Source organism: Sphingomonas sp. GM_Shp_2 (assembly GCF_026540875.1).
Taxonomy (GTDB): Bacteria; Pseudomonadota; Alphaproteobacteria; order Sphingomonadales; family Sphingomonadaceae; genus Sphingomonas; species Sphingomonas carotinifaciens.
The window spans coordinates 13,339-29,307 of record NZ_JALNUQ010000052.1 but is presented as its reverse complement, the minus strand read 5'-3'; the positions used below and the strand labels follow the sequence as shown (position 1 = coordinate 29,307).

Below are 15,969 nucleotides of genomic sequence, written 5' to 3'. Positions count from 1 at the left end.
CAGGGCGCACCGGGCGCGAACAGCCATGTCGCCATGGCACAGGCCTTTCCGGACGGCCTGCCGCTTCCCTGTTTCGACTTCGCCGATGCGCTCGATGCGGTAAAGGACGGTCGCGCCGATTGTGCGATCATTCCGATCGAAAACTCGCTGCACGGCCGGGTCGCCGACATGCATTTCCTGCTCCCCGAATCGGGACTGGTCATCACCGGCGAGCATTTCCTGCCGATCCGCCACGCGCTGATGGGGCTCGGCACGCGCGACACGGTGCGCGAGGCGATGAGCCATCCGCAGGCGCTGGGCCAGTGCCGCCACTGGCTGCGCGCGCACGGGATACAGCCGGTCGCCTATCCCGATACCGCCGGCGCCGCCGCACGCGTCGCCGAGCTGGGCGATCCCACCGTCGCCGCGCTCGCGCCGCCCGCCGCCGCGGACATTTACGGCCTGACCCTGTTCGCCACCGACATTGCGGATGCGGATCACAACATGACCCGATTCGTCACGCTCGCCCGCGGCGGCCGTCCGCCGGCGGGCGAAGGCCCATGGATGACGACGCTGATCTTCGAGGTGAAGAACATCCCCGCTGCGCTCTACAAGGCGATGGGCGGTTTCGCGACCAACGGCGTCAACATGACCAAGCTGGAAAGCTACCAGCGCGGCGGCACCTTTGCCGCGACCGAATTCTACGCCGATGTCGACGGCAAGCCGGGCGACGCGGCGTTCGACCGCGCGGTGGAGGAACTCGGCTTCCATTCCAAATGGGTCCGCATCCTCGGCACCTACCGCCAGGCCCGCGCGCGGGGGTAGCCCCTTAGACCGTGATAACTTTACGTTGATCCGTTCGTGCCGAGTAGAGATCGAGTAGCTCCGCAGGAGCGTATCGAGGTGAGCAGGTCGGATCGTCCCCCGGACGATCCTGAACATGCCGGGGGCATGTTCACCGGCTCACCGTATCGAGGCACCGCCCCGCGCGCGAACCTGTCTCTCGATACGCCGTCTCGATACGCAGCTTCGCCGCTACTCGACGGCTACTCGAGACGAACGGATCATGGTTTAACCTCATGTCGTCTGGCTCTAGCCTCCGGCCCACACCCGCATCAGGTCATGCGCGATGGCATAGGCAGGCGGCGCCACGAACCGCCCCGCCTCGCCCGCCAGTGCCGCGCGCATCTCCGCCTTCGTGACCCAGATCGCATCCTCCAGCTCGTTGGTGTCCAGCGTGATCGCGTCGCTGTCCGCGCGGGCGATGCACGCGATCATCAGCGACGACGGGAACGGCCAGGGCTGGCTCGCCACATAGCGCACGTCGCGCACCACGATGCCCGCCTCCTCCGCCACCTCGCGCGCCACCGCTTCCTCGATCGACTCGCCCGGCTCCAGAAAGCCCGCCAGCGCCGAATAGCGCCCCGGCGGAAAGGCCGACTGCCGCCCCAGCAGCGCCCGCCCCTCATGCTCGGCGATCATGATCACCACCGGATCGGTGCGCGGAAAATGCTCGGTCCCGCACATCGGGCAGGACCGGCCCCAACCGGCGCGGAACGGCCGGGTCACGCCGCCGCAATTGGCGCAGAAGCCGTGCCGCGCATGCCAGTCCAGCACGCTGCGCGCCGCCGCATAGGTCGCCGCCTCACCCGCGTTGAGCGCGTGCAGCGCCGCGATCAGCTTGAACGAGCGCCCCCGCGCCGGCTCCCCGGTGATCGCGGCAAAATGCGGCACCCCGCCCTCGTCCAGCCCCAGCAGCACCAGATCGCCCGGCATACCCGGCAGCGCGGTCCAGCCCAGCCGCCCGTCCGCCATCGCCGGCACATAGTTATCCATCACCAGCAGGCGCGCCGCCGGATCCGCCATCGCCGCCGCCAGCCCCTCGGCATCGTGGCGCAGCGCATCCGCGCGGTTCAGGCGGCCGCCGGTAAAGCCGATCGTGGGCATCTCGCTCATCGCGCCCCCAACCGTGCCGCATCCCTGGCGAGCGCGCTCAGCACCTGTTCGCGCAGCGGATACCGGTTGGACGGGAAGTAGTTGACCATGATCGTCCCGCGCACCCCGCGCGAGGGGTCGACGAACGCCACCGTGCCCGCCGCACCGCCCCAGCCATAGGTGCCCTTGCCCGCACCCCCCGGCTGATCCGCCAGCAGCACCGACCCGCCCGCGCCGTAACCCATCGGCACCTCGGCATTGGTGCCCCCGGTGCTCGCCGCCACGCCGCCGAAGCGCACGCCGGCCGGCAACAGGTTCGACATCGCCAGCGCCACCGTTTCGGGCTTCATCACCCGCACCCCGTCCAGCGTGCCGCCATCCTGCAGCATGTGCAGGAAACGGTCATAATCGCGCGCCGACATCACCAGCCCGGCGCCGCCATAGGGAAAGCTCGGCGCCTGTCGAAAGACGGAGGTCGCCGCCGGATCGAGCGGCACCATCGTATCGCCGACAAAGCTGTAATTGGTCGCCAGCCGCCCGGCCTGAGCCGCCGGCACCTGCCAGTAGCTCGACGTCATCTTCAGCGGCCGGAACAGCCGGGTGGAGACGAACTGCTCGAACGGCATGCCCGATGCCTTCTCGATCACCGCCGCCATCACGTCGAGCCCGATCGAATAGCTCCACCTGGTGCCCGGCTCCGCGATCAGCGGCAAGGTGGCGACGCGCGTGGCGAAGTCGGCCAGCGTCTTCGGCCGGGTCGCGCGCATCTTCGCCTCGACCGCCGCGTTGACCGCGGCGGGCACGATCCCCAGCCGCTCAAATTCCTTCAGGATCGGCCCCTTGGCATTGATCGAATAGCTGAGGCCGGCGGTATGGGTCAGCAGGTGGCGCACCGTGATCGGCGTCCTCGCCGGCACGGAGGTCAGGCTGGTATCCGGGCTGGTCAGCACCCGCATCCTGGCAAAGCCGGGAAAGAAGTCGCTGATCGGCTGGTCCAGCTTCAACCGGCCATCCTCCACCAGCATCATCGCCGCCATGCCGGTGATCGGCTTGGTCATCGAATACACGCGCCACAGCGTGTCCGGCCCGGCGACCGGCGCGTTCGGCTCCAGCCCGCCCCGGCCGGCGGCGGGGAACAGCGTCGGTCCGTCCCCGCGACCGATCGCCACCACGATCCCCGGCATCTTGCCCTCGCGGACATAGCCGTCGAGCAGGCTTTGCGTGGCGGGCAGGAGGGCGGCCGCCGTCCGGGCGGCAGGTGCCTGCGGCCGGGCCTGCGACGGCAACTGCCGCTGTGCTTGTGGCTGCGCTTGCGGCTGCGCCTGCACCACCGCCCCCAATCCCGCCACGCCCAGAGCGATGCCCACGACCATCATCCGCTTCATCGACCAGTCCTCAACCGTTCCGCAGCCTTGGCGAACACCGTCGGCAGACCCGCGGTTCCGATCGCGTCGATCGGCCACCATTCGCCCGCCACCGATGGTTCAACCTCCGCCATGCCACGCGCCAGCGCCAGTTCCAGATCGAAATGGGTGAAACCGTGCGCCACCGTACCGTTCAGCACCGTCCAGTCGGTCTCCGCCGGCGCCTCCGCCAGCCCCGGCGGCACCTCCACCCACGGCCCGGTCGGCAGCGCGCGCATACCGCCCAGCAACCCCTTGTCCGGCCGCCGTACCAGCAGCACGCATCCCTCCCGCTCCAGCCAGAAGATCGTGCCGTGCCGTTGCGGCTTCGCCTTCTTCGCCGCTTTCACCGGCAATCGCTCCGGCGCGCCCGAGGCGAAGGCGTCGCATGCCTCGCGCAATGGGCAGAGCAGGCATTTGGGTGCGCGCACTGTGCACACGCCCGACCCCAGGTCCATCATTCCTTGCGCGAAATCGCCCGCCCGCGCATCCGGGGTGATCGTCTCCGCCGCCGCCCGGATCGCCGGCCGTGCCACAGGGAGCGGGGTGGCGATCGCGAACAATCGCGCCACCACCCGCTCCACATTGGCGTCCACCACCACCGCCCGTTCGCCGAACGCGATCGCCGCCACCGCCGCCGCCGTATACGCCCCCAGCCCCGGCAACGTGCGCAAGCCCGCCTCCGTCCGCGGAAAGGCGCCGCCATGTTCGGCCACCACCGCCCTCGCCGCCTTCACCAGGTTGCGCGCCCGCGCATAATAGCCCAACCCCGCCCAGGCGGCCATCACGTCGGCCTCGTCCGCGCCTGCCAGGCTGGCGAAATCCGGCCAGCGCGCGACCCACGCCTCGAAGCGCGGCGTCACCGCCGCCACCGTCGTCTGCTGGAGCATCACCTCGGACAGCCAGACCCGGTAGGCATCGGGCACCTCGCCGGGTTTGGCGCGCCATGGCAGGTCGCGCCGGTGTCGGTCGTACCAGGCGAGCAGCCGGTCGGGTATCGAAGATCGCTTGGCGTCCACCCGCCCGCTATGGCATGGCGTCGCCCATGAGCAAGCGCGCCGGCGCCCCCCGACCTGAATCCGTTCGTTCGAACCGCTCGCGTGCGGTGTCCGAACTGCTGCCCGCCATCGGCGGCGCGGCCTTTCGCCGCTTCGGCTTCGTGCAAAGCGCGGTGGTCAGCCGCTGGCCCGATATCGTCGGCCCGCGCCTGTCCGCCGCCAGCGCCCCCGAATCGATTCGCTTTCCCCATGGCAAGAAGCAGGACGGCACGCTGACGCTGGTCGTGCGCGGCGCGCACGCGCCGATGATGCAGCATATCCAGCCCGAGATCATCGAGCGGGTGAACCGCTTCTTCGGCTATTGCGCGGTCGCCCGCATTCAGATCCGCCAGGGCGAGCTGCCGGCGCGCATGCCCGCCAGGAAGGCGCCGCCCGCGCCGCAACCCGTGCCGCCCGAAATGGGCGACGGGCTGAAGGGGATCGCCGATCCCGAACTGCGCGCCGTGCTCGAATCCTTTGCCGCCGGCGTCGCCGCCACCCGCGGCCTGCCCAAGGTGTCCTGATGCGCCTGATCCTCGCCTTTCTCGGCCTTGCCCTGCTCACCGCCGCGGCACCCAGGCAGGACTGGACGACCACCGTCGCCCAGACGCCCGCCGGCGCCTATGTGCTGGGCAATCCCGCCGCGCGCGTGAAGCTGGTCGAATATGCCAGCTATACCTGCCCGCACTGTGCCGCCTTCGCCACCGAATCGGATGCGGTGCTGAAAGGCCGCATGATCCGTTCCGGCTCGACCAGTCTGGAACTGCGCCACTTCATCCGCGACCGCCTCGATCTCGCCGCCGCCGTGCTGGCGCGGTGCGGCGGCGCCCGGGGCTTTTTCGGCACGCATCAGGCGATCTTCGCCGCGCAGAAGACGTGGCTGCCCCGCGGGTCGGAATTCGACCAGAACAACGCCCAGCGCCTGTCCGCCTATCCGCTGGCCGCCCAGCTTCGCGCGCTCGCCGACGGTGCCGGCCTGTCCGACATCGCGAAGGCGCGCGGCCTGACCGATCCGGCCATCCAGGCCTGCTTCGCCGATCGCGCCGCGATCGACCGGATCGTCGCGATGACCAACGCCGCGCCCGACACCATTCAGGGCACCCCCGCCTTCATCGTCAACGGCAAGCAGGCGGACAGCTTCGCCTGGGCCGGCCTCGAACCCCTGCTGCGCGCCGCCGGCGCGCGCTGATCAACGGAGTATCCATGCCATGATGCGTCGTCTTGCCCCGCTGGCCCTCACGCTCGTTCTCGCCGCCTGCGGCGGCGGCGGCGACGGCAACAGCACCACCGCGGCCAGCCCGGTCGCGCCTGTCGCCGCCCCTGCCGGCCAGAACTGGACGGATACCGTGTCCAAGACGGCGGAGGGCTATGTGATGGGCAACCCCAACGCCCCGATCAAGCTGGTCGAATATGGCTCGCGCCTGTGCCCCACCTGCGGCGCCTTCGCCCGCGAAGCCTATGAGCCGCTGACCAAGAACTATGTCGGCTCGGGCAAGGTTTCGTTCGAGTTCCGCGAATTCCTCGTCCACGGCGCGCCCGATCTGCCGCCGGCGCTGCTCGGCCAGTGCGGCGGCGCACAGCCCTTCTTCCCGCTGCTCGAACAGATGTACCAGGCGCAGAACGGCTTCAACGACAAGTTGCAGGCGATGCCGCAGGCCATGCAGCAGCAGCTTCAGGCGGCAAAGCCCGTCGATGCGATCCGCATGATGGCCGAGCAGATGGACCTCATCAACTTCGTCAAGCAGCGCGGCATCCCTGAGGCCAAGGCGCGGGCATGCCTCACCAACATGGGCGAGATCGACCGCCTGACCAAGCAGACGCAGGACAAGACGCAGGACGGCACCGTGTCCGGCACCCCCACCTTCCTCATCAACGGCAAGGTCGTCCCCAACGCGATCAGCTGGAAGGACATCGAGAGCGCGCTGAAGCAGAACGGCGCCTGACCCCAAAACCGGCCCTCTCCCCCTCGGGGGAGGGGGCCCTGCGGCAAAGCTCTGGGAGGGGTGAGGACAGCGGCGCGCAAACGAATGGCGCGCGCGTTGGACAGGTCCGCAGGAGCCTCGCCAGCGCTGGCATGGTAAAAGGCGATCACGACAGTCACACAAGGGGAGACGTGACGCGATGATGCTGGCGATACTGTTATGGTCTGCGGTAACCCAACAGACGCAGGCGCAGCCTCAGGATCCTCCACCCCTGCCTCCGATTCACGGCGGCCCTGCACCGATGACCTGCCCTGTCGGTGGCGAGCGCTTTTCCGCGTGGCGTTCGGGATCGTACAGCACCTATGGCTCCCGGCCGGACGGCAAGCCGTTCAGCTACATGACCTTTCCCTTCCCCCTGCCGGAATGTCCGTCGAACAAGCTGGTCGTCTTCGACGACTTCAAGCCTGACGAGGTGAAGGCGCTCGCTAGGCTGATCGAAACCCCCGAATACAAGCGGATGGTGACAGCGGAGACGCCCTATTACCGCGCCTACTGGCTCTCCACCCGCCTCGACCGCCCCGCCGCCGGCACGCTTTGGCTGCTGTTGCGCGCGATATGGGAGGTCAGCCCCGGATCGAGGGACGCCTCGGATACACCCGCCGATCGTGCGCGGATGGATCGGTACCAGCAGGCGTTCGTCGCAGGCGTGCGTCGCCTGCCGGGGTCTGCCGATGCGCAGGATCGCCTGTGGCTGATGATCCGCGCCGCCAACGCGCTGCGCCAGATGGGCCGATTTTCCGAGGCACAGCGGCTGCTCGCCGACGCCCGCCCCCTAGCAGCGCAGGACAAGAATGCGGCCGCAGTTGCCGCCTATATCGACCAAATGGCCCGCGCGACCGCGCGCAAGGATGCGGATGTCGAGCCGATCGACCTGATCCCGCAGAGGGAGGCCAAGCGACGCTGCGAGGCGGGGGACGCCACCACCCTGTCGCCTGTTCAGCAGGCCCTGTGCCGCGACGTGAAGAACGAGCCCTGACCGCCGCCCCTCGACAAACCGCATAAACCGGTTAATCGAAGAGGCCCGCCCACCCGACGAACGGCCCCTCCCCGGTGCAGATCAAGCGCCTTCGCATCACCGGCTTCAAGAGCTTCGTCGACCCGGCCGATCTACGCATCGAACCCGGCCTGACCGGCGTCGTCGGGCCAAATGGCTGCGGCAAGTCGAACCTTCTCGAAGCGCTGCGCTGGACGATGGGGGAGACCAGCGCCAAATCGATGCGCGGCGCCGGCATGGAGGATGTGATCTTCGCGGGCACCACCAGCCGCCCGCCGCGCGACTTTGCCGAGGTGTCGCTCCTCGCCGAGATCCCCTCCGCCACCGGCCCGCAGGAAACCGAGATCGTCCGCCGGATCGAGCGTGGTGCCGGCTCCGCCTACCGGATCGACGGGCGCGACGTGCGTGGCAAGGATGTCGCGCTGCTCTTCGCCGATGCCGCCACCGGCGCGCATTCGCCGGCGCTGGTCAGCCAGAACCGGATCAGCGCCGTCATCGCCGCACGACCGGCCGAGCGCCGTGCGATGCTGGAAGAAGCCGCCGGCATCGCCGGCCTCCACGTCCGCCGCCGCGATGCCGAGGCCAAGCTGCGCGCGACCGAGGCGAACCTCGCCCGGCTGGACGAGGTCATCGCCGATCAGGACCAGCGCCTCGCGGCACTTCGCCGCCAGGCCCGCACGGCGGAGCGCTATCGCCTGCTCTCCGACCAGATCCGCATTGCCGAGGCGCGCATGGTCTTTGCCCGCTGGCGCGACGCGGCCGATGCCGCCAACGCGGCCAAGGCACTGGCGGAACAGGCCGAATTGCTTGTCGCCACCGCCACCGCGACGGCCGCTGCCGCCGCCGCGGCGGTCACCCGCGCCGCCCGCCGCCTCGCCACCCTGCGCACCGACGCCCTCGCCGCCCGCGACCGCGCCGCGGAGGCCGCCCACGCCCTCACCCGCGCCCGCGACCAGCGCCACGGTCTCCAGCGCCGCCTGGACGACATGACCGCCGCCCGCGCCCGCATCGCCGAGGATCACGCGCGCGAAAACGCCCTGGCGCGCGACGCCGCCGCCGCACTCTCCCGCCTCGCCGACGAAGCCGCCTCGCTCGACGCGACGATCGCGGAGGCGACCGCCGCCCTCCCCCTGCTCGACGCCGCGCTGGCCGATGCCGAGCGCGACGCCCGCGATGTCGAGGTCGCGCTCGCCCAGGCGCTCTCCGCCCATGCCGCCGAATCCGCCGAGCGCCGCGTCGCCACCGCCGCCCGCGCCGCCGCCGCCCAGGCGCACGACCGCGCTCGCCGCGACGCCGCCCAGGCCGCCCACAGCCTCGCCGCCCTTGCCGACGCCGCCCGCTTCGAAACCGACCGCGACACCGCGCTCGCCGCGCAAGAGGTCGCCGTCGAACAGGCCGCCCGCGCCCGCGCCGCGCTGCAATGGGCCGAAACCAGCGAAGCCGATGCGATCGCCGAGCGCGATCCCGCCGAGGCCGCCCGCGCCGCCGCGCTTGCCGCCCTTGCCGCGCTCGATGCGGAGGCCGCCGCACTGACCCGCGCCACGCAGCGCGGCAACGACCGCCTGCTCGATGCGGTTCGCGCCGAACCCGGTTTCGAACGCGCGCTCGCCGCCGCGCTGGGCGACGAGCTCGACAGCGTCCTGTCCGACTGGACCGGCTCGCCGCTCGACCCCGACGATCCCCTGCCCCCCGTCGGCACGCTGCCGCTCGCCGCGCGGGTCGAGGCGCCCGAGGCGCTCACCCGCCGCCTGTCGCAGATCTGGCTGGTGGAGGTCGATTCGGGCCAGACGCTCGCCTGTGGTCAGCGCCTCGTCACCCGCGAGGGTCATGTCCGCCGCTGGGACGGCTACGCCACCGAGGGGGGCGGCGCCGCCGCGGCCGAGCGCCTCGAACGCCGCAACCGTCTCGCAGTGATCGAGGCGGAACGCCCCCTCGCGCAAGCCGCGGTCGACACCGCTACCCGCCAGCGCGCCGCGATCGACGAGCGCCTCGCCCGCGCCCGCGCCGCCGCCGCCTCGGCCCGCACGCTGCTCGCCCGCGCCGATACCGACACCCGCGACGCCCAGCGCGCCGAGGACCGTGCCACCGCCCAGCTTGAGCGACTGGCCGCCCAGCGCACCGACCTCGCCAACCGCGTCGCGCAGCTCGACGCGCAGGTCGCCGACGCCGCCACTGCGCTGTCCGCCGCGGAGGATGCGCTGGCCGCCCTCCCCGATGGCGTCGCCGCGACCCAGGTGGAACGGCTGCAAGCCGAGGCGCAGGCTGCCCGCGGCGCCGTCGCCACGGCGCGCACCGACCGTCTCGCCCGCGACCGCACGCTCGCCGCCGCGCGCGAGCGCCGCACCGCCGCACTGGCCGAGGCATCGGGCTGGCGCACCCGTGCAGACGAGGCGGCGGCGCGCATCGCCGCGATGGCTACCCGCGCCGCCGATCTCGACCGCGACATCGCCGCTTTGGCCGAGCGCCCTGCCGCGCTGGCCGTGGAGATCGAACGGCTGGACGGCGACCACGCCGCCGCCCGCACCCATGCCGATGCCCTTCAGGCCGACGAACGCGCCGCCGACACGGCCGTGCGCGAGGCCGAGGCGGCATCGACCCGCGCGCAGGAAGCGCTCGCCACCGCGCGCGAGGGTCGCGCCACCGCCGCGGCGCGCGTCGAATCCCACGAACTCCGCCGCGTCGAGATGGGCCGCGTCTCCGGCGAGCGGTTCGGCTGCCCCGCCCCCGTCCTCCCCGCCAAGCTGGAATTCGACAGCACCACCGTCGATACCCCGCAGGCCGAGGCCGCCGCGCATGAGAAGCGCAATGCCGAGCGCGACCGGCTCGGCCCGGTCAATCTGGTCGCGGAGGCCGAACTGGCCGAGCTGGAGCAAGCCGGCCGCGCCACCATCGCCGACCGCGACGAGCTGGGCGAGGCGGTGCAGCGGCTGCGCGGCTCGATCGGCACCCTCAACCGCGAGGGGCGCCAGCGGCTGCTCACCGCCTTTGCCGCGGTCGACGCCCATTTCCGCCGCCTCTTCACCACCCTGTTCGACGGCGGATCGGCGCATCTCGAAATGGTCGATTCGGACGACCCGCTGGAGGCCGGGCTGGAGATCATGGCGCAGCCCCCCGGCAAGCGGCTCCAGTCGCTGACGCTTCTGTCCGGCGGCGAACAGGCGCTGACCGCGATCGCGCTGATCTTTGCCCTGTTTCTCACCAACCCTGCGCCGATCTGCGTGCTGGACGAGGTCGATGCACCGCTCGACGACGCCAATATCGAACGCTTCTGCGACCTGCTCGATCGGATGACGCGCGAAACCGATACGCGCTACCTGATCGTCACCCACAATGCCGTCACCATGAGCCGCATGCACCGCCTGTTCGGCGTCACCATGGTCGAACGCGGCGTCAGCCGGCTGGTCTCGGTCGACCTCCAGGCCGCCAGCACCCTGATCGCGGCCGAATAATCCTTCTGCCCACGGGATTAGATCACCGTGCATTAAACCTGCATCATCACATCCGTTCGGCCTGAGCGAAGTCGAAGGCCAAGCGCTGGTGGCTGTGCTTCGACTTCAGCGCGAAGTACTGAAGTTTATCCTGAGCGGCTGGCTTGCCAGCCAGTCGAAGGGCTCAGCACGAACGGAGCGGAATGGATCGGATTCAACGCAGCTTGCTCTAGGAGCGCCGGGAAGATGCAGTCGACGGTCAGGGGCCTTGCATCCCTGCCCCCGCATCCCCATGTTGGACCTGCTTTAGTCGCATATCGACGGTTTTCGGCGCTTTGCGGCCCATTCTCCTTCTTTCCCTGCAGCCACGGCACCGGGCGCACCGGTCTTCGGCACGCCCTCGAACGAAGGAAAATTCATGAGCATTACCGGCACCGTCAAGTTCTTCAACGCGGACAAGGGCTATGGCTTCATCGCACCCGACACGGGTGGCGCGGACGCTTTCGTCCATATCTCCGCGGTGGAACGCGCCGGCATGATCACGCTGAACCAGGATCAGCGCGTCGGCTACGAACTGGAACAGGATCGCCGCGGCAAGATGGCGGCAGTCAATCTCCAGCCGATCGACTGATCTTCGAATGGCGGCCCGTCCGGGTCGCCATTTCTCTTTGCCGCAACGGAGATGCCACCATGTCGAACGATGCAGCCTTTTTCCGCCAGCAGGCCACGATCCAGCGCACCGCCGCGGGCGAGGCGACGCTGACCAACGTCCGCGAACAATGCGAACGCGCCGCCGCCTCGTGGGAGGTCATGGCCTCGCGTGCCGAACGCACCGAAAAGCTGCGCGCCGATCGGGAGGCAAAGGTTCAGCACGCCGCGGTGATCGCCGCCGAATGACGCTGGGGCCGGCGTCCATCCCGCTCGTCCTGTTCTTCCCTCTTCTTTTCGCCGGCATCGTCCTGGTCGCGTGGCTGTCGCGCGGCCTGATCTTTCGTCTGTTGCGCTGGCATTACTGGCGCAGCCGTCGGTGAGCGGCCCCGCCTATGACACCATGCGTCGCGGTACCCGGTTCCTCGCCGCCATCGCCGCCGGCACCGCCTTCGGCGCCCCCTGGCCGACCGGGCATGGCGGCCGCGTCCGCGCGCTGTATCTCGGCAACTGCCTGCGCGAACTGGACCGCTTCCTGCACGTCCTGATGGACGAGATCGCCGGCGGCGAGCCGATACGCCCGCTGTCGCTCCACCATACCACCGCGAACAAGCTGGGCGGCCATGCCCATGCCCGGTGGGACATGGCGGCCGACCAGGCGCGTCTCAACGCCCTGTGCCGGTCGCGCACCTGCCTGTTCCATCATGACGGCTGGGTACGCCGCCCCGATCTGCCCCGCGGCCGCTGGATGACCGCCGGCTGGCCCGCCCCCGCCTCGACCACGCTGCGCCGCTATGCGGTGGGCGAGCATCTCCATCTGTCGGGCGCCGATCTCGCCGACACCTGCGCCTTCTACCAGCATCTGGCCGATCGCCTCGTCCGGGCCTGAACCGCCGCCGGCATCGCCTGTGCCGAACTGTCCTACACCTGCCCGACCTGCTATGACGCCGACATGCCTCCGGTGCCATCAGGTCCCGCCCCGATCCACCCTGTTGCGATTGCAAAAATGGTAAGTGGACACGGACCGGGGGACGTAGTGTCCACTTCCACGACCTTGGCACCATCCCCGCGCGCTTTTTGGCCTGCGAATCACCGCCAGGCTCGCGCCGCGCCTTGCCCCTGCCGCCCCCCGAACATATATCGAACGAATGGCGCAGCTCGACACCCGGCAGAAGCTCGAAATCCTTGCCGACGCTGCGAAATATGACGCATCCTGTGCGTCCTCCGGCACCGCCAAGCGGAACAGCCGCGATGGCAAGGGGCTGGGCTCGACCGAGGGCATGGGCATCTGCCACGCCTATGCGCCCGATGGTCGCTGTATCAGCTTGCTCAAGATCCTGCTGACCAACAGCTGCATCTTCGACTGCCATTACTGCATCAACCGCAAGTCCTCGAACGTCCGCCGCGCCCGCTTTACCGCGGATGAGGTCGTGAAGCTGACGATTGCCTTCTACAAGCGCAATTATATCGAGGGGCTGTTCCTCTCCTCGGGCATCATCCGCTCGTCCAACTATACCATGGAGCAGATGGTGGAGGTCGCCCGCGCCTTGCGGGAGGACCATCATTTCCGCGGCTATATCCATCTCAAGACGATTCCCGACGCCGATCCGGAGCTCGTCCGCCTCGCCGGCCTCTATGCCGACCGCGTCTCGATCAATGTCGAACTTCCCACCGCCGGCGGACTGAAGCGGCTCGCCCCGGAGAAGGACGGTGCCCGGATCGAGGGGGCGATGGCCGATGTTAAGTCCTCGATCATCGACACGCGCGACGCGGCCAAGCGCTACAAGTCCGCCCCCCGCTTCGCGCCCGCCGGCCAGTCGACGCAGATGATCGTCGGCGCCGATGCGGCCACCGATCGCGACATCGTCTCGCGCGCCTCGACCCTCTACGACCGTTTCCAGCTTCGCCGCGTCTATTATTCCGCGTTCAGCCCGATCCCCGACGCGTCCGCCGTGCTCCCGCTCCAGCGTCCGCCGCTGATGCGCGAACATCGCCTCTACCAGTCGGACTGGCTGATGCGCTTCTACGAATATCAGCCGCACGAGGTCGTCGCCGCCGCCGACGATGCCACCGGCATGCTGCCGCTCGATATCGATCCGAAACTGGCCTGGGCGCTGAAGTTCCGGCAGCATTTTCCCGTCGACGTCAACCGCGCGCCGCGCGAACTCCTGCTCCGCGTGCCCGGCCTGGGGGTGAAGGCGGTGAACGGCATCCTGGCCAGCCGCCGCTGGCGCCGCCTGCGCCTCGACGATGTCGCCCGCCTCACCGTCTCGGTCGCCAAGCTGCGCCCGTTCATCGTCACCGAGGATTGGCGCCCGGTCATCCTGTCCGACCGCGCCGACCTGAAGACGCTGGTCGTCCCGAAGAAGAAGAAGGAGCAACTCGAACTGTTCGCCGCCTGACACGCTCTGGTGTGAGAATGAATCGCGGGTGAAACGAGCGCGCGTGTCGCCGGTTGGAACGGCCAGAGGAGACACGACCGATGGCCACCGCCCAAATCTATGCCGACCTGAAGCGCGACCATGACAAGCAGCGCGACATGCTCAAGCAACTGGCCGAGCTGAAGGGCGATTCGTCCGAGCGCCAGAAGCTGTTCGAGGCTTTCCGGCTGGAGGTGCAGAGCCACGCCGCCGCCGAGGAGGAGTCGCTCTACGCCACCATGCTCGGCGATCCCGAACTGCGCGACGATGCCCGCCATTCGGTCAGCGAGCACAAGGAGGTGGACGATCTGCTCGGCGAGTTGATGGACCTCGATTTCGCCTCCGACGAATGGGAGTCGAAATTCTATCACATGCGTCACCGCTACGAGCATCACATCGACGAGGAGGAGGAAGACATGTTCCCCGCCGCGGAGAAGGAACTCGACGACGCGACCGAGCAGAAGCTCGGCCAGATCTATGAGGATCGCAAGCCCAAGGAACTGGAAGAAGCCAAGGCGAACCCGCCGGGTGGCGACGAGCGCGAATGATCGTCACGGCGGCCGGCTGAACGATGCGCGTCGTCACCCTCCCCCAGCCCGATGATTTCGACGGTTGGCGTGACGCCGCGCGCGGCCTCGCCGCAGACGGCGTACCGCCAGAGGACATCGTCTGGCAGGTCGGCACCACCCCCACCGACCTGTTCGCGGGAGAGGCGGTGGCGCACGCCGCGCCGCCGCCAAACGCCGGCTTCTCGGTGCCTCGCCCGTTCATGGACCTTGCGCGCCGCGCCGCGCTGGCCTCCGATCCTGAGCGCTGGGCGCTGCTGTATACCGCGCTGACCCGGCTACGCACCCAGCCCAAATTGCTGGAGGATCAGGCCGATCCGCTGGTCCGCCGACTGGAATCGCTCGCCAAGGACGTGCGGCGCGACATTCACAAGATGCGCGCCTTTGTCCGCTTCCGCGAGGTGGACGAGGACGGCACGCCGCGCTTCGTCGCCTGGTTCGAACCCGACCATCATATCGTCCGCGCCAATGCCGCCTTTTTCGTCAACCGCTTCGCCTCGATGCGCTGGTCGATCCTGACGCCGGAGGTGTCGCTGCACTGGGACGGCGAAACGCTCAGCGAGGGCCCCGCCGCCAGCAAGGCCGACGCCCCCGATGGCGACCCGACCGAGGAGGTGTGGAAGACCTATTATGCCAGCATCTTCAATCCCGCCCGCATGAAGGTCGGCGCGATGCTGAAGGAGATGCCGCGCAAATACTGGAAGAACATGCCGGAGACCGCGCTGGTCCCGCAATTGATCGCCGGCGCACAGGCACGGGAGGCGCGCATGATCGACACCGCACGGCAGGAGGTGGGCGGCAACAGCCAGATGGCGTGGGAGGCGCTGCGCGAGGAAGCCGCCGGCTGCACCCGCTGCCCGCTCTACAAACCCGCGACGCAGACCGTCTTTGGCGAGGGACCTGTCGATGCGCCGCTGATGTTCGTCGGCGAACAGCCCGGCGATCAGGAGGATCTGGCCGGCCGCCCCTTTGTCGGCCCGGCCGGCCAATTGTTCGACCGGGCGCTGGCGCAGGCCGGTGTCGACCGCACCCGCGCCTATGTCACCAATGCGGTCAAGCACTTCAAGTTCGAACCCCGTGGCAAGCGCCGCATCCATGCCAAGCCGAACACCGGCGAGATCGACGCATGCCGCTGGTGGATCGAACAGGAACAGATGCTGATCCAGCCCAAGGTCACCGTCGCGCTCGGTGCCACCGCCGCACGCTCACTATTCGGTCGGACGATGACGATCAGCCGCGAACGCGGCCGCGCCCAGACGCTGGCGGACGGCGGCACGGCGTTCATCACCGTCCACCCCAGCTACCTGCTACGCCTTCCCGACCCGGCCGCGGCAGAAGCGGAATATGCCCGCTTTGTGGAGGACCTGAAACAGGCACATGCCGCACTGACGGGCTAGGGTCGAATTCGATCAGACGTGGTCGCCCTCACCCTTCGCCGCCTTCGGCGTCTTTTCCCTCTCCCGCTTCTGGAGGGAGCGGCGCAGCCGCGGAAGGATGAGGGCGACCGGAAGGCGATCGAATTTTTCACTTTAAAATGCCGCGTGTCACCCCATCACCACGACCGCATTTTCTCCCCA

Annotated in this window: 16 protein-coding genes; 13 read left to right on the top strand and 3 right to left on the bottom strand. The window is 69.3% G+C overall.

The annotated features are described in order from the left end of the window. On the top strand, window positions 1-804 hold an 804-nt coding region (locus OXR08_RS15630; RefSeq protein WP_267351267.1), incomplete at its 5' end, for a prephenate dehydratase. 267 nt (window positions 805-1,071) lie between these two features. Here the strand turns inward: OXR08_RS15630 and nudC are convergent. Genes nudC through OXR08_RS15615 form a run of 3 tightly spaced genes read right to left on the bottom strand, consistent with a single transcriptional unit; the run spans window position 1,072 to window position 4,303 of the window. After that, on the bottom strand, window positions 1,072-1,926 hold the full coding sequence (nudC, locus tag OXR08_RS15625) for an NAD(+) diphosphatase (RefSeq protein ID WP_267351274.1): 855 nt from the start codon (window positions 1,924-1,926) through the stop codon (window positions 1,072-1,074). 5 nt (window positions 1,927-1,931) lie between these two features. After that, window positions 1,932-3,299 (bottom strand): serine hydrolase domain-containing protein, encoded by a 1,368-nt coding sequence (locus tag OXR08_RS15620; protein WP_267351265.1) that lies wholly within the window; start codon window positions 3,297-3,299, stop codon window positions 1,932-1,934. Beyond that, complete coding sequence (locus OXR08_RS15615) at window positions 3,296-4,303, bottom strand: A/G-specific adenine glycosylase (RefSeq protein ID WP_267351271.1); 1,008 nt, start codon at window positions 4,301-4,303, stop codon at window positions 3,296-3,298. The genes OXR08_RS15620 and OXR08_RS15615 overlap by 4 nt, the downstream gene beginning before the upstream one ends. Window positions 4,304-4,362: 59 nt before the next feature. Here OXR08_RS15615 and OXR08_RS15610 point away from each other — a divergent pair, with 59 nt between their 5' ends. The 12 genes from OXR08_RS15610 to OXR08_RS15555 all read left to right on the top strand — a co-directional run bounded on the left by OXR08_RS15610 (window position 4,363) and on the right by OXR08_RS15555 (window position 15,789). Continuing rightward, complete coding sequence (locus OXR08_RS15610; protein WP_235903998.1) at window positions 4,363-4,878, top strand: DciA family protein; 516 nt, start codon at window positions 4,363-4,365, stop codon at window positions 4,876-4,878. After that, window positions 4,878-5,543: a thioredoxin domain-containing protein gene (locus tag OXR08_RS15605; RefSeq protein WP_267351262.1), complete on the top strand. Its 666-nt coding sequence runs from the start codon at window positions 4,878-4,880 to the stop codon at window positions 5,541-5,543. The genes OXR08_RS15610 and OXR08_RS15605 overlap by 1 nt, the downstream gene beginning before the upstream one ends. Before the next feature lie 19 nt (window positions 5,544-5,562). Next, on the top strand, window positions 5,563-6,297 hold the full coding sequence (locus OXR08_RS15600) for a thioredoxin domain-containing protein (protein ID WP_267351260.1): 735 nt from the start codon (window positions 5,563-5,565) through the stop codon (window positions 6,295-6,297). 280 nt (window positions 6,298-6,577) lie between these two features. Then, window positions 6,578-7,312, top strand: a complete 735-nt coding sequence (locus OXR08_RS15595; RefSeq protein WP_267351258.1) for a hypothetical protein — start codon at window positions 6,578-6,580, stop codon at window positions 7,310-7,312. 74 nt (window positions 7,313-7,386) lie between these two features. Then, on the top strand, window positions 7,387-10,779 hold the full coding sequence (locus OXR08_RS15590) for an AAA family ATPase (RefSeq protein WP_267351256.1): 3,393 nt from the start codon (window positions 7,387-7,389) through the stop codon (window positions 10,777-10,779). Window positions 10,780-11,176: 397 nt separating this feature from the next. Next, entirely contained in the window at window positions 11,177-11,389 is a 213-nt protein-coding gene (locus OXR08_RS15585; RefSeq protein WP_112381980.1) for a cold-shock protein, read from the top strand. Between the two features lie 59 nt (window positions 11,390-11,448). Beyond that, window positions 11,449-11,655 (top strand): hypothetical protein, encoded by a 207-nt coding sequence (locus tag OXR08_RS15580; RefSeq protein WP_149682227.1) that lies wholly within the window; start codon window positions 11,449-11,451, stop codon window positions 11,653-11,655. Continuing rightward, a complete protein-coding gene (locus tag OXR08_RS15575; RefSeq protein WP_160146758.1) occupies window positions 11,652-11,789 on the top strand; it encodes a hypothetical protein in 138 nt (45 codons plus the stop codon). Before OXR08_RS15580 ends, OXR08_RS15575 begins: the two co-directional genes overlap by 4 nt. A gap of 20 nt (window positions 11,790-11,809) precedes the next feature. Beyond that, entirely contained in the window at window positions 11,810-12,295 is a 486-nt protein-coding gene (locus tag OXR08_RS15570) for a hypothetical protein (protein ID WP_267351254.1), read from the top strand. 259 nt (window positions 12,296-12,554) lie between these two features. Then, window positions 12,555-13,808, top strand: a complete 1,254-nt coding sequence (locus OXR08_RS15565; protein ID WP_149682229.1) for a putative DNA modification/repair radical SAM protein — start codon at window positions 12,555-12,557, stop codon at window positions 13,806-13,808. Window positions 13,809-13,888: 80 nt separating this feature from the next. Next, window positions 13,889-14,374, top strand: coding sequence for a hemerythrin domain-containing protein (locus OXR08_RS15560; RefSeq protein ID WP_112381976.1), 486 nt, complete (start codon window positions 13,889-13,891; stop codon window positions 14,372-14,374). A 23-nt stretch (window positions 14,375-14,397) separates the two neighbouring features. Then, a complete protein-coding gene (locus OXR08_RS15555; RefSeq protein WP_267351249.1) occupies window positions 14,398-15,789 on the top strand; it encodes a UdgX family uracil-DNA binding protein in 1,392 nt (463 codons plus the stop codon). Window positions 15,790-15,969 lie beyond the last annotated feature (180 nt).